The following is a 16,691-nucleotide window of genomic DNA, read 5'->3' as shown; positions in this document are numbered from 1 at the left end:
ATTAAAAATATTAACTATTTTATGTAATGAAAAATTAAATCGCTAAAATTCGGAAGGAGCAATTTTTACAATGGCAAAAATTAAAGCAAATGAGGCATTAGTAAAAGCATTACAAGCATGGGATATAGATCACTTATATGGTATTCCTGGTGATTCAATAGATGCAGTAGTGGATAGATTAAGAACAGAAAGAAATAATATAGAATTTATTAATGTGCGACATGAAGAAGTTGCTAGTTTAGCTGCTGCAGGGTATACAAAATTAACAGGTAAAATCGGTGTTGCACTCAGTATTGGTGGCCCAGGGGTGATTCACTTATTAAATGGTATGTATGATGCAAAAATGGATAACGTGCCGCAATTAATTCTAGCAGGGCAAACAGATAGTACAGCATTAGGCACAAAAGCATTCCAAGAAACGAATATTAATAAAATGGTTGATGACGTAGCTGTGTATAAACACCAAGTATCTGAAGATGATAAAGATATATTTGGTATTGTAAATGAAGCAATCCGTACAGCTTATGAGAAAAAAGGTGTAGCCGTTTTAATCTTGCCTAATAATTTATTAACACGTAAAGTAAAAGATACTACAGACCAAAAAGTAGACACTGCACCACCTGCACGCGTAGCGCCTAAACCACGCAGTATTAAAAAAGCGGCTAAGTTAATTAATAAAAGTAAAAAACCAGTTGTGCTACTTGGTACTGGTGCAAAACATGCCAAAGATGAAGTACGTGAATTTATAGAAGCATTCAAAATACCAACAATCTTAACGTTACCAGCGAAAACGATTCTGCCAGATGCACACCCTTATAATTTAGGTAACCTAGGTAAAATTGGTACTAAAACTTCATATCAAGCAATTCAAAACGCAGATTTATTAATCATGGTAGGTACTAACTATCCGTATTTAGATTATCTACCTAAGAAAAACATCAAAGCTATACAAATTGATACAAATCCAGAAAATATAGGACATCGTTTTGATATAAATGTGGGTATTCTAGGTGATAGTAAACTCGCATTACAACAATTAACTGATTCAGCTAAACATGTAGCTAACCGCGATTTCTTAAATAAAATATTAGAAAGAAAAGCTACATGGGACGCTTGGATGGCTGAAGACATGGCTAATGACAGCAAACCAATTAGACCAGAACGTTTAATGGGTGCAATTAATAAAGTTAGAACTGATGATGCTATATTTGCTATAGATGTTGGAACAGCGACTGTATGGTCTACGCGTTATCTAAACTTAACAGTAAATAATAAATTTATTATCTCAAGTTGGTTAGGTACAATGGGCTGTGCTTTACCTACAGCATTAGCAGCAAAACGTGAATATCCAAATCGTCAAGTTGTTGGTATTATTGGTGATGGCGCGTTTGATATGGTTATGCAAGATTTTGCTACCGCAGTGCAATATGATTTACCAATGACATTATTTGTATTAAACAATGAACAACTTTCATTCATTAAATATGAACAACAAGCTGCAGGTGAATTAGAATATGCCATTGACTTCACTGATATTGATTTAGAAAAATTTGCTGAAAGCTTTGGTGGCGTAGGATACACACTTAAAGATCCAAACAGAATTGATGAAGTTGTCGAATCAGCTATGGCTGAAGATAGACCAACAATTGTTAATGTTTATGTAGATGAAACCGCAGCGCCATTACCAGGTAAAATTGTAAATGAAGAAGCAATGAATTATGGTAAATGGGCATTTAGATCTATTACAGAAGATAAAAAATTAGACTTAGATGAATTACCTCCAATTTCTACAGCTGTTAAACGTTTCTTCTAAATAAGTAGATAATGTAGACAGAGTGGCAGAGACAATATATTATGCTCAATGACTTTGCGTCTTGTTAAAATCTCAAAGTATAAACGTTGAAGTGGTTATAAAACAATTAGAGACCCAACTGGGTCTCTTTTTTATATCAAAGATATTTAAGTTAAGAGTGATACATGAATCAAGTTCATACATAAGTGTGGTAAACGTTAAAAGAATTATGAGCTTTAGCTCATGTAAAGCGCATGCGTAAGTGCTCCCAAAGCAATAACTAAAAGCGTAACGCTTTAGAATTAATTTTTTATTTACATTTTTAGTCTAGTTGTCTACTGCTTATATAGTATTAGGAGCAAGACATCATAAGATATTTTGGTTCTTTTTATTATTGATTTATTTTATAAGTTAGTTTGTTCTATGAAATAAGGATATAATTTGAAAATTGATTGAAAATTCAGCTTAATACCTATAAAGTATAATATTATAGATATAAGTAATTATATTGAAATGATGGATTCATTCGTTGAAGTTTGGGTTAATTTTTCAAATATATGAAACGCCAAGTGAGGGGTAATTTGAGATGTTCAAATCTTTATTTAAAAATTTAAAATTTAAAACACCACATACATATGGACTATTACTATTCATTATAGTAGTAGCAAGTTTACTTACATATATCATACCGGCAGGAGAATATGCACGCGAAAAAAAAGATGGACAAACGCTTGTTGTATCAGGCTCATATCAAGAAGTATCACAGCAAGGTGTCTCATTTTTTGATATTTTTCGTGCGATACCAGAAGGGCTAATCAGCGGTGGCGAAATTGTATTTTACATTTTTTTAGTCGGCGGTGCGTTTGGTATTGTACATAAAACAGGCGCCTTTGAAAATGGTGTGAACAAAGCTATGAATGTATTAGGTTCATACAAAGCGTTAATGATTCCATTGACGATGACAATATTTTCAATATTAGGATTTTCTATCGGATTAGCAGAAGAAACAATCATATTCGTACCTATTGGTATTATTATTGCTAGAACTTTAGGTTACGATGCGATGACCGGCGCAGCAATGGTTATATTAGGCGCCTCCAGTGGCTTTATAGGAGGTATGCTAAATCCTTTTACAGTGGGCGTAGCTCAATCTGTTGCGGAATTAACTTTATTCTCAGGTTGGGGTTTGCGTTCTGTTATTTATGTTTTTATTTTGTTAGCAGCTGTTACAACTGTTATGTTATATGCGCGTAAAGTTAAGCATGATTCAAGCAAAAGTATTGTGTATGAATTAGAGCAAACTGAAAGCCAGTCAGGAAAAGCAATAGAAACGCCTCGCTTTACGAAGCGTCAAGGCATAGGATTGTTACTTATTGTTGCAGCGATAGTGTTAAATGTATATGGCATTTTCACTTATGGTTGGTCGTTTAATGAAATGAGCGCAAATTTCTTATTGGCAGGCTTACTTGCAGGCGTAATAGGCGGTTTAGGTATTAATGGCACGTTTGAAGCGATGATAGAAGGTATGAAGGATATTCTATTTGGCGCGATGATTGTCGGCTTTGCTAAAGGTATTATTTATATTTTAGAAAATGGTCACATTATCGATACGATTGTACACGGGATGACCACGTTACTTGCTGATGTTCCTTCGTCAATGGTTATTATCACTATGTTTGTTTTACAATTCTTTTTAAACTTCTTTATTCCATCCGGTTCAGGACAAGCATTAACGACTATGCCATTAATGGTACCTATCTCTGATTTACTGAATATTAATAGACAAATCACGGTACTTGCCTTTCAATATGGAGACGCGATTAGCAATGTATTATTCCCGACATCTGCCATCTTGATGGGTGCATTAGCGGTAGGGAAAATAACTTATACACAATGGCTTAAATTTGCTTGGAAGTTAATTGTTGTTTGGGTAGTTATTTGCTGTATCGGCATGTCTATTGCATTAATGATTGGTTATTAAATGTAACATATCCAATGATAACTTATTAGAAACAAATTATAGGCGAACACGTTGTTAAAAGTTAAATGATATAAATAAAAGATTTTATTTGTAAATCAATTTATGACTTTCATAATAGCATTAAGTCAATCTTATGCGGAGCGGCAATTGGAAATCAACGATTTTTGATTTCTAAGTCGCTCTTATTTTTTAAGTTATCAATCATTAAAAAGTTGAAATATTCAGAAATTACAAATATGATAATAAATAAGACGTTATTAAAGAAGGTGAATCTATGCATTACAGACCATCTATAACAATTTTGCCGAAAGTCACACTAGTACCACCGGATCTTCAAATGGCGAAAGCGTTATTTCAAACAATACAAGAAAACTTTTCACATTTATCTAGATTTTTAGATTTTATAACGGAAGACATGACAGTAGATGAAGAAAAATCATATTTAAAAATGATGATTCAACATCAAGCTGAACAAAAAGGACAACTATTTTTAATTTATTACGAAGATACACTCATTGGTACAATTGATTTACATAAAATAGATACTAAAAATAGTAAAGCAGAAGTTGGTTACTGGATTGCTAAAGGTTATACTGGTAAACGAATCACTACAGCAAGCGTTAAATTTATTTGTGGTTATGCATTTCACCACCTAGGGTTAAATAAACTAACAATTGTTGCTGACGTTAGAAATTTGGCAAGTAATAAAGTAGCCAGAAACGCCGGATTTCATTTTGTCGCGACGGATGTTCAAGATATATATGACGGCAAACATTACCGAGATATGAATCGGTATAGGTTATTGAAAGATGATTTTGATTTATCTCAAGATCACTAAAATCATATATATTTATGAAAGATATTTTAAATCGCTATCATTGTTGGTTATATAAGGTTGTTTTTAAATAAGTAATCTTTATATTAAATGACATATGAAAATGAAGTAAGCAGCAATGTATAAAGGAGGCTTTAAGTTTTGATAACAAGAGGAATTAACCATATTGGTTTAACTGTTCCAGATATTGAAAAGGCAACGTCTTTCTTTAAAGAAGCTTTAGATGGTCAGGTTGCTTATGACAGCCAAACTAGGATGGATGATCCTAGAGGTGGAGAATTTGTTGAACACGTCTTAGGACTAGAACATGGAGCCAAAATTATTAAAAAAAGAATGATGGTGTTTAATCATGGGCCGAATATAGAGATGTTTGAATTTGTGCGTGCAACACAAAACAACGCAGATACATTACAAGATATTGGCTTTACGCACATCTCATTTTATGTAGATGATTTTGAAGCGGCATTTAGAAGCATAAAGCAAGCTGGTGGTCAACCATTATCAAAACCGCATAGTAATACGAAGTACGAAGATACTGAAGATAACCGCACAGTATATGTTAGAGCACCATGGGGAAGTTTAATCGAGTTACAGACGATACCTAACGGTTATTATTATCCATCAGATAGTGAATCAACAGTATTTATACCAAGACCATGAATAATGTAGATAAAGGAGGAAATGATATGTTACAAAGAAAATTAAACGTGGCCAATTTAAGTACACCTATTCAAAAATTAGAAACATTAAGCCAAACATTAGGTAAAGATATATATATTAAAAGAGACGATTATACTGGAACTGAAATATCAGGTAATAAAGTGAGAAAGCTAGAATATACCATACAATACGTGTTAGATAATGGTTATGATACGATTATTACTACGGGCGCCATTACCTCTAATCATGCTAGAGCAACAGCAGCTTTGTGCGCTAAATACAATATTGAATGTCATCTTGTTTTAAGAGGAGCGCTAAAAGCATTTGAAGGGAATTTATTCTTAGATGCTATGTTAGGTGCGCATATACATGTGATTGATGAACATCAGTCTCGGGAAAAAGCGATGGAACGATTAAGTAAAGATTTAGAAAGCGAAAATAAAACGCCTTTTATAGTACCAAGCGGTGCATCAGATTGGATTGGCGCTCATGGCTATATCAATGCTTTTGAAGAAATTGTAAAGCAAGCAGATGAATTAAATGTTCAATTTGATTCTATCAATCTAGCTGTCGGTTCTGGGGGCACATATGCAGGTTTGTGGTATGGAAAGTATATACATAATTTATCAACTCAAATTATTGGATATGCTGTCAATGAGAGTGCGTCTATTTTCAAAAATAAGGTGATTGAAATCATTAATGAATTAGATGAAGATATAACAACATTTGATACGCTATCGATTAATGATCAATATATCGGATTAGGATACGCTCAAGCAACAGATGAAGAGTTACAATTTTATATTGATATCGCACAACAAGAAGGCGTTGTGTTAGATCCAACATATACTGGAAAAGCATTTCGTGGTTTAGTAGAAGAAATCAAACAAGGAAAGTATGACGATCAAAAAGCGATTTTATTTATTCATACAGGTGGTCTACAAGGTTACACTGAAGAAACTAGAGCACGTATCCAACGTTTACTCCCGACTTTTAATAAAGATTTATAAACGACTGGAAAGATAGCTGATTGAAATATGCCATCTGCAGTTTAGAGCATAAATATTGCTAATTCTAGTGCATATGATTCATAATATAAAACACTTTATATTTAAGGAGGGTATTCTAAATGACTCAAATATTAACTTCAATTGATGAATACCAATCATTTATTGAGCAAAACCCACTCGCAGTAGTCCACGTAATGAGAGATAATTGCAGTGTTTGTCATGCAGTTTTGCCCCAAATAGAAGATTTAGTACGTGGATTTCCTGGCGTGCCATTAGGTGTAATTAATCAAAGCAAAGTAGAAGCAATAGCAGGTGAATTATCTATTTTCACTGTACCGGTAGATTTGATTTTTTTAAATGGTAAAGAAATGCATCGTCAAGGCAGATTTATTGATATGCAACAAATAGAACACCAATTAACAATGATGTACGAAAGTTTAAAAACATAAGACTATAAAGTAAATAAATATGCACGTAACGCACTTAGACATCCTGTTATTCGCTTACTATTGTAAAAGTAATAATAGGATGTTTCAATTTATGCTAAAACTATTGAGTGAAAATGAATAGTTCGAAATAAAAACGGGTTAAATTAAATTATAAGTGTCATCTATAATAAAAATATTGTATGATAAGATTAATCTATAGAGTCAAAGGGGGAGTATTTATGCGCATAGAAAGAATTTGCCCAGATGAAGCAGAAGCGCTGTATACTTGTATGAAAAAGATTGATCAAGAAACACAATATATGCTCTATTTACCGGATGAAAGAAGTTTTAATAAAGAAAAATTAATAGAAGATATTAAGCAAAATTTTTATATCGGTGTAAAAACAGAAACAAATGACATTGTTGGCTATTTATCAGTGCACATTAGTAGATTAGCTAAAATAAAACACATAGGTTATATCTTAACGGGTGTAATTAATGAAATGCATCATCAAGGTTTGGCGACTAAGATGTTTCAAGAAACGATAAAATGGGCAGAACGTAAAGGGTTAAGACGGTTAGAGTTAACTGTAATAACAACGAACACGCCAGCAGTAAAATTTTATGAAAAATTGGGTTTTAAAATTGAAGGCATTAAACACGAATCTATTTTTATGGATGATCATTATTATGATGAATTATATATGTCCATGATGATTAATCAAGCATCTTTATTAGATTCAACTATAGGATGAAACTGCGTCATGATAAATGTGGTTTTGTATGTAGAGCATTTATAACTCGTGTATTTCATACATACTAATATAATTTAGGATAAACACTTTACTAAAAAATAAAGTGATTTATAAATAGGATGCATTAAATTTTTACTGGCAGCAGATAGCAAATTTGAAATCTATTTATATCCGTTTTTTCTAGTTATGAATACCAAGTAAAGCGATGCATGTCATTGTTATTATGAAATAAAACTTCTGTCTTGCTCTCAGATAATGATATATTGGAGGTCATATGAGATGTTAAAAAAAATAGCTACTATTACAAGTATGGGTGTGGCTACTTCATATTTGTACGCTGAAATTGTAGAAAAACGTAGTTATAAAAGTTTTTTATATGAAATGCTGCTTAGAGTTACGAAGATGAAGCGTGCATTTGAAAAGGCAACATACGCACAAGAAGCACTTGAGGCAGTTAAGCATCAAACTCAAGGTAAATATGAAGGAACAGATTATCATTTTGAAAATACAGTTTATACAAAAATGATACAAAATGTCACAACTTATGTGGTAAATGATAAAGAAGATAATCAACAAAGATCATTAATCTATGTTCATGGCGGCGCTTGGTTCCAAAATCCACTTAAATACCATTTTGAATATATAGATAAACTCGCTACGGCTTTTAATGCTAAAGTCATCATGCCTATCTATCCAAAAATACCGCATGCCACATATAAAGAAACATTTGAATTATTAGAAGCTATATATCGAAACGAATTGGAACAAAAAGTGAATGCACAAAAACTTACTATTATAGGTGATTCTGCAGGCGGTCAAATAGCATTATCATTTGCGCAGTATTTAAAAACGGTTAACTTAACACAACCAAGTGATATTGTGCTGATTTCACCTGTATTAGACGGCACTTTAAGCCATCCTGAAGCACGTGTGTATGAAAAGATTGATCCAATGCTAGGAATTGAGGGGAGTAAATATTTAATTAATTTGTGGGCTGATAAATTACCTTTAACAGATTGGAGAGTTTCACCAATTTACGGAGATTTCAATGGTCTAGGGCGCATTACGATTTCCATTGGAACGAAAGAGACACTTTATCCAGATGCTGTAAAATTATCTCAAATGTTAAATGAACAAGGTATTCAGCATTCGTTTATTCCTGGATATCAGTTGTTTCACATTCACCCTATTTTTCCTATTCCTGAAAGAGAACAATTGATTCATAAATTAAAAGAAATTATAGATTAAATTTTAAACTTTGTTTTACAGCGATGAAATTACAATTGAATCATTAAAGTTATAAAGTAAAGAGCGAAGATATGCAATCAAATAGTGGTTGCGTATCTTCGCTCTTTTTATATTGAGACTGATATAAAAAATCATGGCTTGGCCTTAAAAAGGATATAAGCATGTTGAATTATTTTGAACCGTTTAAATAAGCTGGGAAGAAGTCCGTAAATAGATCAACGAATGTTAAATATGCTTCTTTGTCTACATGCTCATCTACTTGGTGAGCCTGACTGACAGTACCTGGACCATACATAATAAATGAAAAGTTTTCGTCTTTATCTACTAATAGATCTGAGGCATCCGTCACACCAGGCGAAGCTTCTGTTGGTAATGTTGTATTGAGATATTTTTCACCCATTTCAACAGCAAGTGCTATTAATTTATTTTGGCCTGTAGTGTAAACAGGGGGTCTAGACATATAAGTGTCAATTTCAATATCAGTTTCTTCAGTAGCAACTTGTTTTAAGATTTCATTGAAATAAGAAATAAATTGATCGTTATCATGTTCAGGAATAGTACGAATATTAAATTCGGATGTTGCGTGTTCGGGAATGGAGTTCACTTGATTGCCTCCATTGAAAATCGTTGCATTCATAATCGCATTACCTAATAAGTCATTATTTTTATTAAACTTGTTAAACCCTTCATCTGCTTTGTAAACAAATTTAACAAGTGGTGAAATAGCGTTAAAACCAAGTTGTGGCATAGAACTGTGTGAAGCTTTACCATGAGAAGTGACACGAATATCCATTGATCCTTTATGAGCATAAATAATTCTATCTTGGGAAGGTTCAGCAATAACTAATGCATCCACGTCTTTCATATAACCTTTATCATGAAATGCTTTTGCGCCTTCTCCAACAATCTCTTCACCAGCAGTTGCAAGTAAGCGTATTTTCCCATGTGTTAATAAACCTTGGTCGTGAATATCAATCATGCTGAGTACTAACGCGGCTAAGCCTGATTTCATATCAGCTGAGCCACGACCATAAAGTTTGCCGTCTACTTCTGTAAGTTTGAATGGATCGTATGTCCATTTGTTTTCATCGCCAGCAGATACAACATCCATATGGCCAGATATACCAAGCACGGGTGCGCCTTCACCAATTTCAGCCACTAGGTTAGCGCGACTATCACTTATTTTAATAATTTCAGATTTAATACCATGCTCTGATAATAAATTCTGTAGATATTTACATACTTCCATTTCATTGTCATTAACTGATTTAATACTTACTAAATCTTCTAAGATTTGAATTCTTTCTTGTTTAGTAAATTTACTCATCATAAAACCCCTTTTCCAAAATTAATAAAACATCTATCGCTTTTATTATATCTGAAAAATCAGACACTTTGAAATTAGACACATTTGAAAAAGGCATCTTTATAGGAATTTTGAACGTATTGTTAAAAATATATGCCGAGTGATTTTATTAAAAATTAAACATGGTTTTTAGAGGATGCGTTATCTAAAGACCATGTTTTTATAGTATCGAATTGATTAGTTGTAGGTTGATTCATGTGTTGAGACTGCCAATTTTTAGGAATAGAGCGATTTTGTTGTGTAGATGATTTTGTAGATTGCGATGCGTTATTTGTTTCATTCACGTTTTCAATATGTCTTGTGTTATCTGTATCAAGCACTGCGCCGCGCATATCATTACCTTGAAAACTTCCTACTAAAATCATAATTAAATAACTACAACATAAAAGTGCAACGACAATAAGATACAGTGAGACAGTTAACTTTACTGGCTTGCTCATATCCATCCTCCTAAACAACCTATGATTACTTTCAACTTCAAGATAACATTTGAATTTTAATACTATGTAAATTTCAAGTAAATATTGTATTTATTTCTTTTAAGAGTGAATACTTGTTGTTAAAAATTTTTATAAAATTTTTCATTCAAATTTATTTTTTAATAAAAGTATGCAATCATTGTTATAAAAGGAATTGTTATTGCATTAAATATAACTTTTTATAAAATGTAGATAGTGTTTCATATTTAATCTATAGATATCTTATAGACTTTATATTAAATCAATGTTATAAAAGGAACTGTTGTTATATTAAATATAATTTTATAAAAGAGTTTATTGGGAGATTAAATATAATTTTACATTTAATTAACAGATATTTTATAGACTTAATATGAGATCAATAACTAGATGATATTATGTCTTTATTGAAAGGTTATAACATATTGAACCATTTCTTTTAATTAAAGTTTTCAAATAGCTTGATGACTTTAGTACACGACTGAAAATATGAGCAGGAAAAGAGGGACAAAGTTTGCTACTAATCATAATTTGTGTAGGCGTCATTCTTTGGTTAGGCATCGTTGAAAAACGAAGACATTCTGACAGATTAGCAAAGATTCCTATACGTATCAATATTAATGGCATCAGAGGTAAATCAACAATCACCCGCTTGATTTACAGTATTTTACGGGAAGATAAGTACCGTGTGATTGGTAAAACAACTGGTACAGACGCGCGTATGATGTACTGGTTTACGCCTAGAGAATATCCTGTATACAGGAAACCTCAAGGAGCAAATATTGGTGAGCAACGAGATATCGTAAGAAAAGTTGTGAAACAAAATGCGAATGCATTAGTAAATGAATGTATGGCTGTCAACCCTGATTATCAAATTATATTTCAAAAAGATTTGGTGAAGGCTAATATTGGCGTCATTGTAAATGTTATGGAAGATCATATGGATGTGCTTGGACCAACATTAGATGAAGTTGCTCAAGCATTTACCGCTACGATCCCTTATAAAGGGCATTTGATAGTTATGAAAGATGACTACACTCCCTTTTTTGCAAAAGTTGCCAAAAGACGTAAGACAAAGTTAATCGTTGTTGATAAGGATGAAGTACCAGAATCCTATCTGAGAAAATTTGAGTACATTGTCTTTCCAGATAATGTGGCTATTGCAATGGGTGTGGCAGAAGCCTTAGGTATTGATCGTGATACGGCGCTAAGAGGTATGCTTAACGCTCCGCCAGATGTTGGCGCGGTTGAAGTAAAATACTTTAATGCAAATGAAACTACAAACGTATACGTCAATGCTTTTGCAGCCAATGAACCACAGTCTACTAAAGCAATTTTAAATAAGGTAGAATCTTACAATTACCCGTACCAAAAAATTGTGATTGTCTTAAATTGTCGTGCTGACAGAGTAGATCGAACACGACAATTTGCTGAAGACTTTGTAAAAGATGTACCGTTCGATACATTAATTTGTACTGGAAAGAGCACACAAATGGTCACTGAAGTGATGCATGATTTGCCTGACAAAAAATATTTAAATTTTGAAGGCAAAAGTATAAAAGAAGTTGAACATGCGCTTTACACAGAATCTAAAAACGCATTGATATTTTGTGTAGGTAATATTCACGGACCAGGTAAACAAATAGCGCAATATATAGAAGGGATAAATTAATATGATAGGTTCAGAGTTATATTTTTCATTATTTGTAGGCATTGTTCTTAGTCTTATCTTTGCCGAAAAATTTGGTATTAGTCCTGCTGGTTTAGTCGTTCCAGGGTATCTAGCACTCATTTTTGATCAACCCATTATGCTACTATCAGTCTTAATCATTAGCTGTATTACATACTTCATTGTTAATCATGGTATAAGTCGCTTCGTTATATTATATGGACGTAGAAAATTCGCTGCTATGATATTAACAGGCATGGTATTAAAATTTGTATTTGACTTAATTTATCCAATAACACCGTTTGAAATGGTTGAAATGTCCGGTATTGGTGTTGTGATTCCTGGTATTATTGCGAACACAATACAAAAGCAAGGCGTCGTTATTACCCTATCCACATGTATGTTACTAACATGTATTACGTACGTTATCTTATTCTTTTATAGCTTTATTAATTAGTAAGGAGCAGAGATATGAAGCAATCCAAACGATTTTCTATAAATGAGCGTGTATTGAAATGGACAAAACGCCATAAAAAAAGAAATTCCATATATACCGGCTTAATATTGCTTGTTGCACTTGTTTTATTAGGATTTGTTTTAAAAAATCAAGATTTTGTACCTGTTAAAGCTATGGAAAAAAATGGAGAAGAAATCAAACTGACATATTTAGGTAACGTGGAATTAAATAAACATATAAGAAAAAATGATTTAAATGATACTTTTAGTTCTATTAAAGACCTTTTACATGGAAGTGATTATTCAACAGCCAGTTTGAAGTTATCGGATTTTTCAGATGATAGAAAAACCAACATTCATAAAAATTTAGAAAATGTAATGTTTTTAAAAGGATTAAATATAAAAAGTTTAAATATTATTAATCAAGTTACTGATAATATTACTGCTAGAGATTTTAGTAGAGCTGTTGAAGCACAAAATGGTTATAATTTTTTAACTGGAAATGGCTCAAATCCAATTAATAGTAAAACGGTACAACAAACAATAAAAGGCAAGAAAATTGCCAATGTATCTTTTACAGATATTGAATCTGACTACGCAGATCCGTTAAAAAATACTACATCCATCAGTTTAGAACCCAATATCTATATACCGATAATAAAAAAATTAAAAGAAAACAATGATTACGTGGTTGTTAATGTAGATTGGGGCATGACAGATGAAAGGTCTGTTACGACAAGACAAAAACAATATGCACATTCTTTAGCAGACGCGGGTGCAGATACTATTATTGGTCATAATACCGTAGTTCAAGAAATTGAAAATTATAAAGACACAAATATTTTTTATAGTTTAGGAAATGTAACTTCAGAAGATTTCTTATCAAAAAATAAACAAGGTTTAGCTGTTCAGCAAAATTGGAATGGTGAGCATTCAAAATTTATGGTAACGCCTATCAAATCAGTAGGCGGTAAGCTAACGAAAGCTACACCGAACAAGATAGAAGAAACCAAATTATTAAATAACATCAAAGGTGAAAACGTCGAACTGAAAAAAGAGAATGGAGGTTATGTATATGAACATTAAAGATCATTGGGTAAGTCTTACAATAATTACAGTCATTCTTATTATCACAATATTAATTGTATTCGCGAGAGCAAACGAAGGTTTAGATCACTATGAACAAAATGAACTTAAAACTTCGCATCATCAGTATTTATCTAAAGGAGCATAACTATGAGTATTTATAATAAAAAAACGCTCATCGTAATACTACTCCTTACTATTATCATTTCTTTTATGTTTTTTTTAGTCACGAAAAAAGATAATTATAATAAAGATGATTTATATGAGAATAAAATCGCTGATCATCAACATGATGCATCAGATAAAAATTACGGTGTTGCTTCAAATAATCCGATTGCTAAACGTGTGGGAGAAAAAATATTGAAAGATGGAGGCAACGCAGTGGATGCCTCTATGGGTGTTTCTTATGCTTTAGCTATTACGGAACCACACTCTTCAGGGCTTGGTGGCGGAGGTGCAATGTTAGCTTATGATGGTCAAGAAAATGTAGCACCAAAACAGTGGCAATACAAGGACATCTCTTCGTTTAATTATAAACAAAAGGACCAAGTTGGCGTGCCAGGTTTCGTTCGAGGTATTGATGATGCGCATAATGAAGCGGGAAAGATGGACAAAAAGAAAGTGATGAATTATGTTATCCCTTTAGCTGAAGAAGGATTTGAAGTAGATTCAGAACTTGAAAGAAGTTTGAAGTTATATGGCTCAGATGTGGATAGAGATTCACCTTTCTTTGATGGCGCACAAACCAAAAGAGAAGGTGATGTTATCAAGCAACCAGCTTTAGCGAAAACCTTAAAAGGTATTAGAGATAACGGGCCAGATTATTTCTATGATAAAGTAGGAAAAAGCGTCTCTAAACAAATGGATAATAAATTAACAGAAAAAGATTTTCAAAGTTATAAAACAGAGAAAAAAGAACCAGTTAGTACACAATATTTAAATAATACGGTTTATGCTGCATCCAATCCTTTAGGAGGTACACTGATGTTACAAGGCTTAAAAATTGATGAAGCAACAAATAGCCAAACAGCATCAAATGACCGGTTAGATTATATTACTGGTATTTTAAAATCTAGAAATTTAATGTATGGAAATAGAGATATTGTCAACGGTCAAGATGAAGACTATGATGAATATCTTTCTCAAGGTTATATTTTAGATAAATTAAACAAAATCAATGTTAGTAGTGATTTCAATACAAATAATGTTGATAATACAAGTACAACGCATTTTGTAGTAGTTGATAAAAACGGAGAAATAGCAAGTACTACCAATACACTAGCGAGTTTCTTTGGTTCAGGTGACTATATGAAAGAAGGGTTTTATATGAATGATTCATTAGGTAACTTCTCTTCTGATCCTGCAAGTCCAAATTATGGTGAGAAGCATAAGCAACCACGGTCATTTACTTCACCTAGCATTATAGTTGGACCGGATTATTACATGGGCATTGGCACACCTGGAGGAAACAAAATACCTACTACATTAAACGAAGTGATTATCGACTATTTACGTGGTGACGGAACATTACAAGAATCGATTGATAAACCACGTTTTTACAACGATAATGGCAAGGTATTTTATGAAAACGCAACAAGTAAACAAGACATAGATATATTTAATAGTTTAGGTTTTGAAACTGAAGAAAAACGTAATGACCCTAACTTTGGTAGCGTCCAAGCTGCAGTTTATAATAAAAATGATAAAACAGTAGAAATCGGTCATGACGTCGGGAATAGATAATATTGCTTTAGGCAATAGATATTAAAATATAAAAAGATGACGTTCTTTTGAGTGATTAGAACGTCATCTTTTTTATGTTTGAATAAAACGACTGCGTGTCATTTGTGGATTATGCTTTTTGTTTTTGAGTAAAATAGTTATATAGTGTACGGACAAAGATGATAACTACAACGATGGCGCCCACGTATCCAACGAATGGGTAAATAATCGAAACGAGTTCTCCAAAAGGTAACGTACCACAAATAATAAATATAATGCCTAGTACAACTGTGACAAGTACGCCTAATTTTGAAGGAACCAATTTCATAAATTCATTTTTTACTAACCAATACATAGGTGCAGTTGTAGAATAAATACCTAATAAAATACATACTGAAAACAATAGCGCGATAAACGGTGCAATGGTATTACCTAGATAAAGTACTGGTACTTCTAAATCAAATACATGATTTGAGTGTACGAGTAGCGCGATAATCATCACAATGACCGTTAACATTAATACCGCCCCACCAATAATACCTGTAACGCCAGCTTCCTTTTTACTATTTGATTGTTGGCCAAGTTGTGAGAAGAAAATACTTCCAGCTAAAATGTTATAACAGAAAAAGAGTCCGCCAGATTGCCACCAATGATTGGTTGGTTGTAAGCTTTTTGCGCTTTCAGGTAAATAGAGCATATTAGATAGGTTACCGATATTTGAGAAGAAGACAATTAAACAAATACCTATTGTTAAAATGACAATAATTGGGCCAACAGTACCAATAATATCAACTAATTTATTCAACCCTAAAATTACTGTAAGCATTGCTACCACACCCATACCTAAGACGCCAACTAAATTTGGTAAATGAAATTGTTCTGCTACAACGGCGCCTGTGCCAGCAATCATAATAACTACAATGCTAAAAATGAAAACAATTGTAAAATATTCAATAATTGTTCCTACAATGTTACCGCAATAATACTTAAATATTCGACCTGGTTGCTTTAATTGAAGGTCGTAACCCTTCATCATTAATGTTGAACCAAGTAAGCAAAATAGTACTGCACTCACTAAAGCACCCAATATACCGTATACACCAAAAGATGCAAAAAATTGCATGACTTCTTGTCCAGTAGCAAAACCAGAACCAATTAAGTAAGCGATATAAGCACCGCTAAGTTTAATGATATTTGTGATTTTGATTTGTTGTTGCATAGTTGT

General features: G+C 32.6%; 16 protein-coding genes. 13 read left to right on the top strand and 3 right to left on the bottom strand.

Going from position 1 to position 16,691, the window contains the following annotated elements; genetic code table 11:
• Positions 1-70 precede the first annotated feature (70 nt).
• The 8 genes from KA900_RS04980 to KA900_RS04945 all read left to right on the top strand — a co-directional run bounded on the left by KA900_RS04980 (position 71) and on the right by KA900_RS04945 (position 8,709).
• Positions 71-1,813 (top strand): pyruvate oxidase, encoded by a 1,743-nt coding sequence (locus tag KA900_RS04980; protein ID WP_096808387.1) that lies wholly within the window; start codon positions 71-73, stop codon positions 1,811-1,813.
• Between the two features lie 565 nt (positions 1,814-2,378).
• Positions 2,379-3,773, top strand: coding sequence for a YfcC family protein (locus tag KA900_RS04975; protein WP_096808388.1), 1,395 nt, complete (start codon positions 2,379-2,381; stop codon positions 3,771-3,773).
• A gap of 274 nt (positions 3,774-4,047) precedes the next feature.
• Positions 4,048-4,611, top strand: coding sequence for a GNAT family N-acetyltransferase (locus KA900_RS04970; RefSeq protein WP_096808389.1), 564 nt, complete (start codon positions 4,048-4,050; stop codon positions 4,609-4,611).
• A gap of 138 nt (positions 4,612-4,749) precedes the next feature.
• Positions 4,750-5,268, top strand: coding sequence for a VOC family protein (locus tag KA900_RS04965; RefSeq protein ID WP_115341926.1), 519 nt, complete (start codon positions 4,750-4,752; stop codon positions 5,266-5,268).
• A 26-nt stretch (positions 5,269-5,294) separates the two neighbouring features.
• Positions 5,295-6,278 carry a D-cysteine desulfhydrase family protein gene (locus KA900_RS04960; protein ID WP_103372503.1) on the top strand — a complete coding sequence of 328 codons (984 nt, stop codon included), beginning with the start codon at positions 5,295-5,297 and terminating at the stop codon, positions 6,276-6,278.
• 119 nt (positions 6,279-6,397) lie between these two features.
• The gene (locus KA900_RS04955) at positions 6,398-6,727 is read left to right on the top strand and encodes a thioredoxin family protein (protein ID WP_096808392.1); all 330 of its coding nucleotides are present in this window, start codon (positions 6,398-6,400) and stop codon (positions 6,725-6,727) included.
• A gap of 218 nt (positions 6,728-6,945) precedes the next feature.
• A complete protein-coding gene (locus tag KA900_RS04950) occupies positions 6,946-7,461 on the top strand; it encodes a GNAT family N-acetyltransferase (protein ID WP_096808393.1) in 516 nt (171 codons plus the stop codon).
• A 279-nt stretch (positions 7,462-7,740) separates the two neighbouring features.
• On the top strand, positions 7,741-8,709 hold the full coding sequence (locus tag KA900_RS04945) for an alpha/beta hydrolase fold domain-containing protein (protein ID WP_115341927.1): 969 nt from the start codon (positions 7,741-7,743) through the stop codon (positions 8,707-8,709).
• Between the two features lie 169 nt (positions 8,710-8,878).
• Here the strand turns inward: KA900_RS04945 and KA900_RS04940 are convergent, their stop codons facing one another.
• Positions 8,879-10,036 (bottom strand): ArgE/DapE family deacylase, encoded by a 1,158-nt coding sequence (locus KA900_RS04940; RefSeq protein ID WP_119487717.1) that lies wholly within the window; start codon positions 10,034-10,036, stop codon positions 8,879-8,881.
• A 155-nt stretch (positions 10,037-10,191) separates the two neighbouring features.
• Positions 10,192-10,515 carry a hypothetical protein gene (locus KA900_RS04935; protein WP_096808396.1) on the bottom strand — a complete coding sequence of 108 codons (324 nt, stop codon included), beginning with the start codon at positions 10,513-10,515 and terminating at the stop codon, positions 10,192-10,194.
• Positions 10,516-11,047: 532 nt separating this feature from the next.
• On the opposite strand from KA900_RS04935, the gene pgsB reads away from it, so the two are divergent.
• The 5 genes from pgsB to KA900_RS04910 are packed head-to-tail and all read left to right on the top strand — an operon-like array spanning position 11,048 to position 15,487.
• Complete coding sequence (pgsB, locus tag KA900_RS04930; protein ID WP_096808397.1) at positions 11,048-12,205, top strand: poly-gamma-glutamate synthase PgsB; 1,158 nt, start codon at positions 11,048-11,050, stop codon at positions 12,203-12,205.
• A gap of 1 nt (position 12,206) precedes the next feature.
• Positions 12,207-12,659, top strand: coding sequence for a poly-gamma-glutamate biosynthesis protein PgsC (gene pgsC / locus KA900_RS04925; RefSeq protein ID WP_096808398.1), 453 nt, complete (start codon positions 12,207-12,209; stop codon positions 12,657-12,659).
• 14 nt (positions 12,660-12,673) lie between these two features.
• A complete protein-coding gene (locus tag KA900_RS04920; protein ID WP_103372605.1) occupies positions 12,674-13,744 on the top strand; it encodes a CapA family protein in 1,071 nt (356 codons plus the stop codon).
• Positions 13,734-13,892, top strand: coding sequence for a hypothetical protein (locus KA900_RS04915; protein WP_096808400.1), 159 nt, complete (start codon positions 13,734-13,736; stop codon positions 13,890-13,892). Before KA900_RS04920 ends, KA900_RS04915 begins: the two co-directional genes overlap by 11 nt.
• A gap of 2 nt (positions 13,893-13,894) precedes the next feature.
• Positions 13,895-15,487 carry a gamma-glutamyltransferase gene (locus KA900_RS04910; RefSeq protein ID WP_096808401.1) on the top strand — a complete coding sequence of 531 codons (1,593 nt, stop codon included), beginning with the start codon at positions 13,895-13,897 and terminating at the stop codon, positions 15,485-15,487.
• A 109-nt stretch (positions 15,488-15,596) separates the two neighbouring features.
• Here the strand turns inward: KA900_RS04910 and KA900_RS04905 are convergent, their stop codons facing one another.
• Complete coding sequence (locus tag KA900_RS04905) at positions 15,597-16,685, bottom strand: YkvI family membrane protein (protein ID WP_103372604.1); 1,089 nt, start codon at positions 16,683-16,685, stop codon at positions 15,597-15,599.
• Between the last annotated feature and the right edge of the window lie 6 nt (positions 16,686-16,691).

The sequence above is a fragment of the Staphylococcus sp. GDY8P120P genome, assembly GCF_017892065.1.
In the GTDB taxonomy this organism is placed as follows: Bacteria; Bacillota; Bacilli; order Staphylococcales; family Staphylococcaceae; genus Staphylococcus; species Staphylococcus nepalensis.
This window is presented reverse-complemented; position numbering and strand designations above follow the sequence as displayed.

What these genes read in the sequence shown, in the direction of transcription:
- KA900_RS04950 (WP_096808393.1), top strand. Translation starts at nt 6,946, where the DNA reads ATGCGCATAGAAAGAATTTGCCCAGATGAAGCAGAAGCGCTGTATACT.
- KA900_RS04910 (WP_096808401.1), top strand. Translation starts at nt 13,895, where the DNA reads ATGAGTATTTATAATAAAAAAACGCTCATCGTAATACTACTCCTTACT.
- KA900_RS04975 (WP_096808388.1), top strand. Translation starts at nt 2,379, where the DNA reads ATGTTCAAATCTTTATTTAAAAATTTAAAATTTAAAACACCACATACA.
- pgsC (WP_096808398.1), top strand. Translation starts at nt 12,207, where the DNA reads ATGATAGGTTCAGAGTTATATTTTTCATTATTTGTAGGCATTGTTCTT.
- KA900_RS04915 (WP_096808400.1), top strand. Translation starts at nt 13,734, where the DNA reads ATGAACATTAAAGATCATTGGGTAAGTCTTACAATAATTACAGTCATT.
- KA900_RS04920 (WP_103372605.1), top strand. Translation starts at nt 12,674, where the DNA reads ATGAAGCAATCCAAACGATTTTCTATAAATGAGCGTGTATTGAAATGG.
- KA900_RS04905 (WP_103372604.1), bottom strand. Translation starts at nt 16,685, where the DNA reads ATGCAACAACAAATCAAAATCACAAATATCATTAAACTTAGCGGTGCT.
- KA900_RS04955 (WP_096808392.1), top strand. Translation starts at nt 6,398, where the DNA reads ATGACTCAAATATTAACTTCAATTGATGAATACCAATCATTTATTGAG.
- KA900_RS04980 (WP_096808387.1), top strand. Translation starts at nt 71, where the DNA reads ATGGCAAAAATTAAAGCAAATGAGGCATTAGTAAAAGCATTACAAGCA.
- KA900_RS04945 (WP_115341927.1), top strand. Translation starts at nt 7,741, where the DNA reads ATGTTAAAAAAAATAGCTACTATTACAAGTATGGGTGTGGCTACTTCA.
- KA900_RS04940 (WP_119487717.1), bottom strand. Translation starts at nt 10,036, where the DNA reads ATGAGTAAATTTACTAAACAAGAAAGAATTCAAATCTTAGAAGATTTA.
- KA900_RS04935 (WP_096808396.1), bottom strand. Translation starts at nt 10,515, where the DNA reads ATGAGCAAGCCAGTAAAGTTAACTGTCTCACTGTATCTTATTGTCGTT.
- KA900_RS04970 (WP_096808389.1), top strand. Translation starts at nt 4,048, where the DNA reads ATGCATTACAGACCATCTATAACAATTTTGCCGAAAGTCACACTAGTA.
- KA900_RS04960 (WP_103372503.1), top strand. Translation starts at nt 5,295, where the DNA reads ATGTTACAAAGAAAATTAAACGTGGCCAATTTAAGTACACCTATTCAA.